The organism is Bacillota bacterium (assembly GCA_018333655.1).
Classification (GTDB): domain Bacteria; phylum Bacillota; class UBA994; order UBA994; family UBA994; genus BS524.
This window is the reverse complement of record JAGXTJ010000044.1, coordinates 157733-168839: the sequence shown is the minus strand read 5'-3', so window position 1 is coordinate 168839 and position 11107 is coordinate 157733. Positions and strand designations below refer to the sequence as shown.

General features: G+C 51.9%; 12 protein-coding genes and 1 tRNA gene. 3 read left to right on the top strand and 10 right to left on the bottom strand.

Annotation, left to right across the window (positions count from 1 at the left end; genetic code table 11):
* Positions 1–52 precede the first annotated feature (52 nt).
* A complete protein-coding gene (ilvE, locus tag KGZ92_08955; GenBank protein MBS3889390.1) occupies positions 53–961 on the bottom strand; it encodes a branched-chain-amino-acid transaminase in 909 nt (302 codons plus the stop codon).
* A 161-nt stretch (positions 962–1122) separates the two neighbouring features.
* Here ilvE and KGZ92_08950 point away from each other — a divergent pair.
* Positions 1123–1198 (top strand) — tRNA-Trp (locus KGZ92_08950).
* Positions 1199–1238: 40 nt separating this feature from the next.
* On the opposite strand, the gene plsY is transcribed toward KGZ92_08950, so the two are convergent.
* The 6 genes from plsY to KGZ92_08920 all read right to left on the bottom strand — a co-directional run bounded on the left by plsY (position 1239) and on the right by KGZ92_08920 (position 6777).
* Positions 1239–1841: a glycerol-3-phosphate 1-O-acyltransferase PlsY gene (gene plsY, locus KGZ92_08945; protein MBS3889389.1), complete on the bottom strand. Its 603-nt coding sequence runs from the start codon at positions 1839–1841 to the stop codon at positions 1239–1241.
* Between the two features lie 29 nt (positions 1842–1870).
* Entirely contained in the window at positions 1871–3070 is a 1200-nt protein-coding gene (locus KGZ92_08940) for a PDZ domain-containing protein (GenBank protein MBS3889388.1), read from the bottom strand.
* Between the two features lie 110 nt (positions 3071–3180).
* On the bottom strand, positions 3181–3609 hold the full coding sequence (locus KGZ92_08935; protein ID MBS3889387.1) for a J domain-containing protein: 429 nt from the start codon (positions 3607–3609) through the stop codon (positions 3181–3183).
* Between the two features lie 116 nt (positions 3610–3725).
* The gene (locus KGZ92_08930) at positions 3726–4715 is read right to left on the bottom strand and encodes a M42 family metallopeptidase (protein ID MBS3889386.1); all 990 of its coding nucleotides are present in this window, start codon (positions 4713–4715) and stop codon (positions 3726–3728) included.
* Positions 4712–5734 carry a M42 family metallopeptidase gene (locus tag KGZ92_08925; GenBank protein ID MBS3889385.1) on the bottom strand — a complete coding sequence of 341 codons (1023 nt, stop codon included), beginning with the start codon at positions 5732–5734 and terminating at the stop codon, positions 4712–4714. The genes KGZ92_08930 and KGZ92_08925 overlap by 4 nt, the downstream gene beginning before the upstream one ends.
* A complete protein-coding gene (locus KGZ92_08920; GenBank protein ID MBS3889384.1) occupies positions 5725–6777 on the bottom strand; it encodes a M42 family metallopeptidase in 1053 nt (350 codons plus the stop codon). The genes KGZ92_08925 and KGZ92_08920 overlap by 10 nt, the downstream gene beginning before the upstream one ends.
* 124 nt (positions 6778–6901) lie before the next feature.
* Between KGZ92_08920 and KGZ92_08915 the strand changes: the two genes are divergently transcribed.
* Positions 6902–7072, top strand: coding sequence for a hypothetical protein (locus KGZ92_08915; protein ID MBS3889383.1), 171 nt, complete (start codon positions 6902–6904; stop codon positions 7070–7072).
* A gap of 191 nt (positions 7073–7263) precedes the next feature.
* Positions 7264–8619, top strand: a complete 1356-nt coding sequence (mgtE, locus tag KGZ92_08910; protein MBS3889382.1) for a magnesium transporter — start codon at positions 7264–7266, stop codon at positions 8617–8619.
* 54 nt (positions 8620–8673) lie between these two features.
* On the opposite strand, the gene KGZ92_08905 is transcribed toward mgtE, so the two are convergent.
* The 3 genes from KGZ92_08905 to KGZ92_08895 are packed head-to-tail and all read right to left on the bottom strand — an operon-like array spanning position 8674 to position 11103.
* On the bottom strand, positions 8674–9534 hold the full coding sequence (locus KGZ92_08905; GenBank protein ID MBS3889381.1) for a DUF4438 domain-containing protein: 861 nt from the start codon (positions 9532–9534) through the stop codon (positions 8674–8676).
* A gap of 25 nt (positions 9535–9559) precedes the next feature.
* Complete coding sequence (gene mtnP / locus KGZ92_08900; GenBank protein MBS3889380.1) at positions 9560–10345, bottom strand: S-methyl-5'-thioadenosine phosphorylase; 786 nt, start codon at positions 10343–10345, stop codon at positions 9560–9562.
* Positions 10342–11103, bottom strand: coding sequence for a patatin-like phospholipase family protein (locus KGZ92_08895; protein ID MBS3889379.1), 762 nt, complete (start codon positions 11101–11103; stop codon positions 10342–10344). Before KGZ92_08895 ends, mtnP begins: the two co-directional genes overlap by 4 nt.
* Positions 11104–11107: the final 4 nt, after the last annotated feature.

The following is an 11107-nucleotide window of genomic DNA, read 5'->3' as shown; positions in this document are numbered from 1 at the left end:
ACTTTTTGGCTTATTTTCCGGCGCACTAAGATTGGCTTACTTTCTCAGCGTGCTAGGCAAGTACTTGGTATCCAGTTGAATTAACCAGCTGGCGGTAGGCTTGAATGAAGTGGCGAGTCACTATCCCCGGAGTGCCGTCACCTATGGCGCGGCCGTCGCAGTTGACCACCGGAATGACCTCAGCGCCGCTGCCGGTGAAAAACACTTCATCGGCAATGTAAACATCATGTCGCGTAAAGACTTGCTCCGCTACAGTGTAGCCTGCCTCGCGGGCCATCTCCATAATTGTGTCGCGGGTAATGCCTTGCAGTATACCCACATGGCTCGGCGGAGTGTAGAGCACCCCTTTTTTGACGATAAAAATATTGTCGGCTGTTCCCTCTGTTACAAAGCCCTCATTGTTGAGCATAATGCCACCAAAGGCACCCGCCCTTGCTACCTCTATTTTGGCCATAACATTGTTGAGATAGTTTAGTGACTTCACGCGGGGGCTAAGCACATCCACGGCGGGACGACGGGTGGCGACAGTGACGACATCAATCCCCTTTTCATAGAGCTCGGCTGGGTATAAAGAAATTTTATCAACAATTATAATGACGCTTGCTCTAGGACATGAGCGCGGATCGATACCGAGACTCCCAACACCGCGAGTGACAAGGGTACGAATGTAGACATCGCGCAAACCGTTTCGCTTGACTGTTTCGGCATGGGCCTCAATCATTTCCGACATGGACATGGGAATGTGGAGCATGATGGATTTTGCGGACTCATAGAGGCGCTCGATATGTTCTTCAAGTTTGAAAATGCGCCCATTGTAGACGCGCAGACCCTCAAAGATGCCATCGCCGTAGAGTAAACCGTGGTCGTAGACTGAGATCTTGGCTTCTTCTTTTGATACGAATTGTCCATCGAGATAGATAATGTTGCTCAGGTAGACTCCCCCTTTGCTTGTTGGTGCCATGCCGCATCATGATTTTATCAGTCCTAGCTCCCTATCTCAACGCCTTTGTAGGTATTTGTAAATGAAAGAGTATTGCGATAATCACTTCTCAGTGCACGGAGCCGCCGGCAATCACTTGACCAAGGTGCTCTGCTCTTGTATAATGAAGTAGGTTTTCGCATAGGGGTATAGCTCAATTGGTAGAGTAGCGGTCTCCAAAACCGTTGGTTGTGGGTTCGAGTCCCTCTGCCCCTGCCACCAAAAAGAAACGGCACTGCTCTTGGGAGCAGTGCTTTTTTTATTTTTTGCTCTTGCCGAGCTTGTTTTCGGTGCCTTGCATTAGTCGGACGATGTTACTTCTGTGGCGGTAAAAGGCTAACACCATAATAAACAGTGCGAATACAATGTAGGGTGCGTCAAAGCGCCACAGGAACAAAATTACCGGTATCAAAGTGGTCATGAGTAGCGACCCCACTGAGACGTAGCGGGTTAAATACATGACCAAGGCGGCCACCGCAAGGGAGGCCAGTAGCACCGGGGTGTACAAAATGGCACTGACACCTATAGTGCAGGCAATGCCTTTACCCCCTCTAAAGCCAATGTAGACCGACCAATTATGGCCGATAACCGTGGCCGCGGCAATGGTCAGCACTTGCCACAAGGCTATGTCTGCTACTTGCGTCGCCAGATAGGTGGGCACAGCAGCCTTAAGAAAATCACACAAGGCAACAGTAACCCCCGGGCCCACGCCCATGACGCGCAAGGCGTTCGTACCGCCCACATTGCCGCTACCGTGGCGGGTAATGTCGATATTGCGCGTCTTGCCTACGACATAGGCGGTAGGAAAGGCCCCTACCAAGTACGCCACAATGAGTGCTACTCCATAATGCATGAGAATCACGTTACAGCCACCACGCTCTGCAATTACTTTTAGTTGTTGAGAAGATTTTCTTTGACATACTCTAGCGCGTCTTCTAGTTGTTTGTCCTCTGCCAGAGGCTCGGTGGCTTCAATTACGACGTCAGGAACAATCCCGGCGTCATTGATGTCCACACCTTTTGGCGTCCTGTAGGTCTGTACGGTAATCCACACGCGAGAGCCGTCGAGAAGTGAGAAGCCCTGTTGCACTGTGCCCTTGCCAAAGGTCGTTACGCCCAAGACTTTTGCCTGGCGATGATCGCGCAGAGCTCCGGCCAGTATTTCTGAAGCTGAGGCACTGCCCTGATTGACTAGCAGGGTCACCTCTCCTTGAAACAACTTCGGCTGGTTCGTCCTGTATTCGGTAATTACACCCTCACGGTTGATGGTCTTGTAAATAACTAGATTTGGCTCGAGGAAGAAGTCGGCGATATCTTCTACGACCGCGGTGTGCCCACCTGGGTTGAAGCGCAGATCAAGTAAAATGTGCTTTACGCCTTGCTGCTCTAGGTTTTGCAGAGTGCTACGCATTTGCTCTGTGGCCGTGGTAGTAAATTGCGTGAGCACTACATGGGCCAAGCCCGGCTCTACAATTGTAGCCTCTACAACGGGCACAATAATACGCGCGCGTGTAATGGTCACATTTAGCGTGTCTCTGAGTGCTGGACGGAAGACCGTCAAGTGCACATCAGTCCCTACTGGTCCCTTTATGCGGCCGGTAATATCCCTGATCAAGAGTCCTCTGATGTTTTCATCGTTCACGGCAATAATGACGTCTCGTGGTAGCAACCCAGCTCCTTGGGCGGGGCTACCGCGAAACACGTTCTCAATATGCACCTGATCCTCCACCATCCGTACAGATACACCTATGCCAGAGTACTCCCCTGCCCCCTGTTCCGTGGTCTCTCTGGCCTCATCGGGGCTTTCATAGCGCGTATAGCCTCCATCCACCCTCGTCAACATCCCCCGTATGGCATTTTCCATCATGGCACTCGGATCGAGCTCAAGAGAAACGTGGCGCTCTAGCACCAGGTCTTGCACGGCGAGTAGCTTTGACAACTCGGGGTCGATAGGGAAACCAAGCCTAGATAAAATAATGGCTACATTCGGTCCCATGATAAATTGGCTGGTAGCTCCTATGAACAGGCCAACGATGAGGAAAAGCGCGCAAATGGCAACGCCCTTGTACTTAGATACTCTTCTAAATTCCACGTTAACACCTCTCTAGTAAAGTCGTTGCTTCGAGTTCTTCCATGTCTATTGTTTATTCGCTTTCTCGCGACAAATTCCTCTCTGTTCTAGGCTGTCGTGCAGAAACCAGCCTAGAACTTGCGGTATGAAGTTCGCCCACCCAGTAGCACAATCGCTCCCATGATCATGACAGCGTAGGGATTAATGAACCAGACCACGGTCGGTATGGTCAACGCCCAGGCCAGCGGCAGGGCAAGCCTAATTCTGGCACTGTGCCACACTACTTTGTGACTAAGAAGTTTGCGCAGCATTATGTAGAAAGGCTGACCTCCGGTCCCCCGCCCGTACACAACCCTCACCCTGTGGTCACAAACCCCGGCCAGGGCGGGATGTGTGGCTCGCGCAGAGAGGCGCAGGTAAGCGGCGGTAATTTCTTTAAAATGCTCCGGATGCCCCCCAACATCGGGGTGATGAAGCTTAACCAACCTTCTATAGACTTGGCGAATTTCTTTAACGTCGGCCTGAGGTCCCACGCCTAACACCAGACGCGGGTCAGTCATAGGATTCTCCCCCTTTTCCTGCAGTATGTGACCTTACATGTTATGAACTGGCCGTAAAATTGGTGCACACTAAAGCACGCCCCGAGAGGGCGTGCTTTAGTGTCTTTGCCAGGCCACTAGCCCTTAAATTCGGTTTCCATGATGTGGGTAAGCAGCTTAACCCCATTTAAAACGTCGTCGTAATCCACCATCTCACTGGCCGTATGAATATAGCGACAGGGTATGGACATAACCCCAGCTGGAATGCCTCCCTTAGTCAGTTGTATAGCTCCTGCATCTGTGCCGCCCGCTTCTAAAACTTCCAGCTGGTACTTAATTCCGTTCTGCACGGCAACCTCTTCCATGAATTTGCGTACTGAAGGTGTACAGATAAGGCTAGAATCGCGAATTTTAACTGTAGGACCTTGGCCCAAGGACACGTCCATGACCATGGCTTCGGGCGTATCGCCTGTGCGGGTGACATCAACGGCAATACCAAGGTCTGGAGTAATGCCATAGGCTGCTACCCTTGCCCCGCGGAGACCTACCTCTTCCTGTGTCGTAAAAACTGCATAGATATCATAGGCTGCATGCTTGACCTCTTTTAGAGCCTCTACTAGGATAGCGCAGGCGATACGGTCGTCCATGGCCTTGGCAACCAGTCGCTTGCCTAGATCAGCAAATTCACGCATCATGGCAGCTACGTCACCGAGGCCAACTTTCGTTTCGGCCTCTTCTTTGGAGGTCGCCCCAATATCAATAAACAATTTGTGCAGGGTGAGGTCTTTTTGGGCCTCTAACTTTTCAGCGCCAATAACGCCCACGGTGCCATTTTCAAACACCACTCGGTTGCCAAGCAAAGTCAAGGGCGACAACCCACCCACGGGGTAGAAGCGTAGAAAGCCATTCTTATCGATGTGAGTCACCATGACGCCGATTTCATCCATGTGCGCAGCTAGCATCAGCTTCTTGCCGCCGCCGCGTTTCAAAGCAATTAGATTGCCTAGAGCATCAATCCTCATTTCATCGACAAATGGCGCAATCTCGCTTTGCAAAAGCTCCCTGATGCGACGCTCATTGCCAGCGGGTCCGTAGGTTTCAACTACCCTTTTAATGAGATCTTTCATCTTGTGAATCCTCCTTCAGCAATGCTCGTAAGAAACAACTTGACAAGCTGCAGCGTATGGTTAAAGTCTGTGAGACTGAGCATGGAAACAGGCGAATGGATGTACCTACAGGGTACAGAAATCACAACCACGGGTATACCGTCCTTGGTTTGATTGATGCGACCACCATCACTGCCTCCTGTAATCGAGCGTTTAAACTGTATGGGGATATCGTTTTCTTTGGCTAGCCGTAGCAGTTCGCCAATCATGGCTTTGTCGCAAATAACGGAAGCATCCATGGCGGTTAACGCCGGGCCGCCGCCTAGAGTGGTGCAGTAACCATGTTCTTTGCTGGGAGGAAGATCATTGCAGGTTGTACCTTCCAGCACTATGGCTAAGTCCGGACTAATCCCATAAGCCGCCACCCCTGCTCCGCGCAAACCAACTTCCTCCTGCACCGTAAAGGCACCGAAAAGGTCTAGGGCAAAATCCTCTTTGAGGATTTCTGCTAAGATAGCGCAGCCGGCGCGATTATCGAAAGATTTGCCTACCACCACCGTATCGCTTAGAGCCTTGTACTCTGTGGCGAATACCGCATAATCCCCTATTTTGACGAGTTTCTCCGCGTCTTCCTTGCTTTTAGCGCCGATGTCGATGTAGAGGCCACTGAGAGGTATCACTTGGCTACGTTCCTCAGGCTTTTGCAAGTGAATGGCTTTGGCACCAATGATGCCGGAAATTTTCTTTGGACCAATCACTACATGTTTGGAAACCAGAACGCGGTCGTCAATCCCTCCCACTTTGCGAAAGCGCAAGAGACCAGAACGGTCTATAGACGAGACCATGAGGCCGCACTCATCCATGTGTGCCGCCAGCATGACTCGTGGCCCCCGTGGGTGTGGTTTGACAGCGATGAGATTGCCTAAGGCGTCTCTCTGCCATTCCTGCACATAGGGGGTTAGTTCCTCGAGCAGAACATTTCTGACGTCACCTTCACAACCAGAAGGGCCAAAAGCTTCGGAGAGCTTCTTTAATAGCATAGTAATCCCTCCACAAAAGACTTGTCGACACTGGCGATAAAGTAGGCCAGGAGTCGGGCTGTGGACTTGATGTCTGACATAGATAAGGTCTCGACTGAGGTGTGCATGTAACGCAAGGGCAGAGAAACGAGCGCAGTAGGTACACCAGCGCGGGTCACTTGCATGGCCCAGGCGTCGGTTCCCGATGCACCAGGCAACGGGTCAAGGGTATAAGGAATATTGTGTTCCTTAGCTACTTCCACCAAACGTTCGTATAGTTTAGGGTGAATATTAGCGCCGAGGGCAATGTTTGGGCCCTTGCCCATGGGTGCAGTGTCCTGTTCCGGAACACCGGGCATTTCGCCGTGACAAACATCGATGGCAATGCCAATGTGCGGCTTAAGACGGTAGGTGCTGACTAAGGCACCCCCTAGTCCTACTTCCTCTTGCACAGTCGCTACCGCATAGACGTCAGCTTGGTGACGAATCATTTTGAGCACCTGTAAACATTCCCCGAGCACCGCCACAGCAGCCCTATCGTCCATGGCTTTGGCGGCCACAAAGTCACCCGCTAAGGGTATAAATTTTCTATTTATGGTCACTACATCGCCAATCGAGACTAGCTGCCGCACTTCATCGTGCGATAGGCCCAAGTCGATGACCATGTCCTGTATCTTTACAGCTACCTGTGTTTCTTCTGGGCTCATGAGATGGGGCGGCTTCATGCCAATAATGCCGATGAGTTCTCTTTTGCCGTGCACTATTACTTCCTGTGCTACTAGTGTCCGTTGGTCGATGCCGCCGATGGCGATAAATTTAAGGAATCCCCTCTCATCAATCTTTGTCACCATGAGTCCAATCTCATCCATGTGCGCAGCCAACATGATGGAAATGTCGTCCTCGCCCTCGCCCTTTTTTTGTGCCACCACATTGCCCATAACATCGATGCGTACATCGTCAGCTAGAGCCAGAAACGTATCCTTGATCAAGGCGGCAACCGGAGTCTCGTGGCCTGATACCCCCGTCGCTTCAACCATCATCCGCAGAAAATCCTTACTGTCCAAGTTGTGTCCCCCTCTCGTCCGCACTATAGAGTGTAGCCTTTGCTTGATTCGGCAGAAAACCCAATTCTCCTGCTGCGAGCATTATTTTCGCAGGCAATTGGCATACTCCCTGTGAGGTGAAAACATGAATAAAGACAGAGGCCAGGAAGAGGACGTGGAGAAATTCCGCTACGAGCTCGCTGAAGAGCTAGGCTACATTGAGCAAGCAGATAGTGGCAAGAAGAGTCGTGGCTTGGTGAGTAAGTATCGCCCACCAAGGCATCTACGACAGAAAACATCTCCCCCAAAACAGTAAGGGTGTGCTCCTATCTGTACACATGACTAGACGAGGCTGTGCCCTAGTGCTATACTGAGGCAAGAAAGGTGGTGGTGCAAGTGGACGGAGACGGTAGTCGAAAAGCTGATGTCGCAGAACCCGGAGGCTCTCCACTTGCCACCGCGCCACAGGGAGAGCCCTCCTGAACAAAGAATTGAGGAGGGTTAACATTGACATGGAATCAAGAAAATGTCGTATCTCAAATTAAGTCTGCCATCACACAGGGCAGGCCCGAGCTTCTTGACCTCTTGTTTGAAGAACTACAGCCCGCAGACATTGCCGATTTGCTGGTCTTCCTTGACCGCAAGGAACAGAAGGCAGTCATCTTGCAGTTATCTAATGAGGACGGCGCCAGAGTTTTCGAGAATCTGGAGGCGCGCCTACAACAATCACTCTTAGCCGATTTAGGCAGCATCAAAGCAGCCGAGATCCTCGAAAGCATGTCCTCTGATGACATTGCTGACTTTGTGGGCGAGCTATCCCCCCAAGAAGCCCAAGCGGTGCTCAACCTGATGCCACACGATGAGGCCAAGGAAATTACAGATTTGATGGTCTATCCCGAGCATAGTGCGGGTGGGCTAATGACCACCGAGTTTCTTTCTCTCGAGCAGCACCACTCGGTGGATGATGCCATCTCCGCCATCCGCCACGTCAGTGAAGCAAATTCTAGCCTTTACTATGTATATGTCACCTCACAAGAACGCCTAGTCGGCGTCGTGAGCTTGAGACAGCTGATTTTAACTTCCTCTTCCTCTATTCTCAAAGATATCATGGAAGACAATCTAATCACCGTGGGCCCAGAAGCCGACCAGGAAGAAGTCGCGAAAATTGTGTCCAAATACGACTTGCTTGCGGTCCCCGTGGTCGATGCCTGCCAACACCTGCTCGGCATTATCACCGTTGACGATATTCTCGATGTCGTGCAAGAGGAAGCCACGGAGGACATCTTCCGTAGCCGAGGTGCGGCGGGCATGGAGAATCTCGACCCCGTGCATTCCCCCGTCTTGAAAAAGGTAGCGCAACGCCTACCATGGCTAGTTATAACTCTGTTTGCCGGGCTTATATCTGGAAGCATAGTCGGCGCCTATGCCGAGGCCATCCAGGCTGTGGTTATCTTAGCGATGTTTATTCCCGTGATCATGGATATGGGCGGTAATGCGGCTACCCAGGCCTCTACAGTCTTTGTGCGCGGCGTAGCCACTGGCGAAATCACAGCCAGGGAACAAATTCGATATTTTGCTCAGGAAGTACGCGTCGGATTAATTATGGCCACCGTTTGTGGCGCAACCCTTGGCATAGTCGTCGCTCTCTGGCAACAGCCAATCCTAGGCTTAGTAGTCGGCACCGCGATGTTCTCCACTGTGACAGTCGGCACCGTTGTCGGCACGGGTGTACCACTAGTGTTCACCCGACTTGGCATCGACCCGGCCTATGGTTCAGGCCCCATGGTCACCTCCATAAAAGACGCAACCGGCTTGCTAATCTTTTTCTCTATCGCCACCTTATTTATGAGCTATCTTAAGTAATAGACAACCAAAAGGCTACTCCCAGTCCGCTGCTGGTAGTAGCCTTTTGGTTGTCTATAAGCCTAAATAATCGGCGATATTGGCCCTATCGGTTAACACCGGCCGTATCTGCGGTTCTTTGCAGGTCATAAGAGTGGTCACCCCGGGTCCGTGGCCAGTGAGTACGCAGTCAGAGTGAATTACTACACCAATGGTGACGGCTCCGGCAAGATAACCACGTCCGTACATCGTGTCGCAGTCCATTAGAGCGACAATATCGCCAAAGCGCAATTTGCCTAGACCAAACTTTTCATAGGCTACTTTGTCATGCGTCATGATGTCATAGTCGCCACGATAGGCTGTGTTTGCGCCGATACCAGACCCCATGAGGTAGGCAGGTACGGTCGCAGCAACAGGAACCTCTAGGACGCCATCGGGTGCCACTGACAGGCCCATCTTCTCTAGGAGATCGGGGTCTAAGTTCATTACCGCAATGTCGGGAAAATCAAGCAATTTAAGACCTTGGCCCACGCTCTTAACGAGTATTTTATCGCCCACGGCCAAGTTTTCTAGTGTTTCTTTGGCAAAGTACATGAGCACGTGTTCAGCACCGCCATGGGTCCCAGTGACATATCCCAAAGCGTTCTTGCCGTCTCCGCTGACCACTTTAGCCACATTGCCCACGCAGGCCAGGGTGTTAAACCCGCCATTTTCATTCTCCGCTGCTCGTGTCACGGAAACACCGGGTTCCACATGGTCGCCTACTAAGTCCATGCAAGAGTCGCCAATTTGGTGGCTGTAGGTGATGCCACCCGTCCCCGGTAGAACGACGGGGCGTCCCTCTACCGAGATGCGATACGGAGCCACGGCCTTAGGATGGTTTACTTCCCCTTGCACGCTAATCATAACTAGTTTGGCGCGATTTGTTTTAATCATTTTATGTCCCCCTCTTTTTATGGTTCTAATGTCCCTGCACCGCAGAGTGACAACTACAGACCTGCAAAGTGTCTACAGTCCTCATCGCCTGCTCTAGTAGGGATCGCAAATTCGCAGCATTAGCCTTCATGCATTCTAGCACCTCTGTATGGGCGAGAGGACTATTAGTTATGCCTGCCGCGAAATTAGTAATCATAGAGATACCGATATAACACATCTCCGCCTCGCGTGCCAAGATGGCCTCCGGCATGGCGGTCATGCCTACGATATCTCCTCCCATTTGCCTGTACAAGCGTATTTCGGCAGCAGTTTCATAACGCGGGCCTTCAAAACAGACATAAGTACCGCCATCGACTAGGGGCGAAGCAGCTTGCTTGGCGGCGCGCAACACTTGTGCTCGCAGGTTGGGGCAGTAAGGGTAGGTAAAGTCGACATGGACGACTCTTCCCTCTGCCCCATCAAAAAAAGTCACAGGCCTGTTACGTGTGAAGTCGAGCAATTGGTCACTTAACACCAGTGTCCCCGGGCCTAGAACTCGATTTAGGCTACCCACCGCCGTAGTGGCCATGACAAATTTAACCCCTAACTCAAGAAGTGCCGCGATATTGGCGCGATAGTTAATCATATGTGGCGGGCTCCGGTGTCCTTCACCGTGACGTGGCATGAAGAAGACGTCACGCCCTCCGAATTTGCCAGTTAGCACTGAGGCCTTACCGTACTTTGTTTCTACAGAAATAGAGGTGGCCTGCTCTAGTAAATCAGGACTGTAAACACCGCTACCTCCAATAATGGCGAGAGAACTCAACTTCATCCCTGCTTTCTAAATGCTTCAAAAACCTCTGGCAAGGCGGCCCGAGTAGCGATCCTGCCGGCGATGTACGCTGGCAGGGCGCGATGTAAATCAGCCATCGACTGGTTAACGATATCTGGCGAGATAAGAATGTCGGGGTCCATCATCTGTTGCGAACGCTGCATGATCTCGGCGGCTTGGGCCAGAATACCAAAGATATTGTGCAACTGTTGCGAGGGGGTCACCCCCTGATTTAGCCTCACCGCAATGGTTATATCGGCGCCCATCCGCTTTACAACGCTGACAGGAACACCATTGATGAGTCCACCATCTACAAGAAGGTGATCGCCATGCGGCACCGGCGTAAAAATACCCGGTATGGAACAACTGGCTCGCACTGCCAAGGCGATGTTGCCCTTAGTGAGTACTACTTCCCTACCTGTGATGAGGTCGCAGGCGACCGCGGCAAAAGGCATAGACAAGTCTTCAATGCTTCCCTGGCCGAGCAAGTCATTGAGCAACGCCTGCATCGGGTCGGCATTGACCAGGCCCACCCTAGGCAGCGTCAGGTGTACCAAGTCACGCCAGGTTGTGCGCTGCGCCAAGGCGAACATCTGGTCCGGTGTTAGACCAGCAGCGTAAAGAGCACCGATAAGGCTGCCGGCACTCGTGCCGGCAATCAAGTGCACCGGTATGTTTTCGGCTTCGAGCTCTGCCAACACACCGATGTGTGCAATGCCCCGCGCTCCCCCACCACCTAAGGCGAGACCCACACGCAAACTG

Excerpts from the sequence above, each read along its gene's own strand:
- ilvE (MBS3889390.1), bottom strand. The coding sequence starts at position 961 with ATGGCACCAACAAGCAAAGGGGGAGTCTACCTGAGCAACATTATCTAT.
- KGZ92_08935 (MBS3889387.1), bottom strand. The coding sequence starts at position 3,609 with ATGACTGACCCGCGTCTGGTGTTAGGCGTGGGACCTCAGGCCGACGTT.
- KGZ92_08930 (MBS3889386.1), bottom strand. The coding sequence starts at position 4,715 with ATGAAAGATCTCATTAAAAGGGTAGTTGAAACCTACGGACCCGCTGGC.
- KGZ92_08925 (MBS3889385.1), bottom strand. The coding sequence starts at position 5,734 with ATGCTATTAAAGAAGCTCTCCGAAGCTTTTGGCCCTTCTGGTTGTGAA.
- KGZ92_08915 (MBS3889383.1), top strand. The coding sequence starts at position 6,902 with ATGAATAAAGACAGAGGCCAGGAAGAGGACGTGGAGAAATTCCGCTAC.
- KGZ92_08905 (MBS3889381.1), bottom strand. The coding sequence starts at position 9,534 with ATGATTAAAACAAATCGCGCCAAACTAGTTATGATTAGCGTGCAAGGG.
- mtnP (MBS3889380.1), bottom strand. The coding sequence starts at position 10,345 with ATGAAGTTGAGTTCTCTCGCCATTATTGGAGGTAGCGGTGTTTACAGT.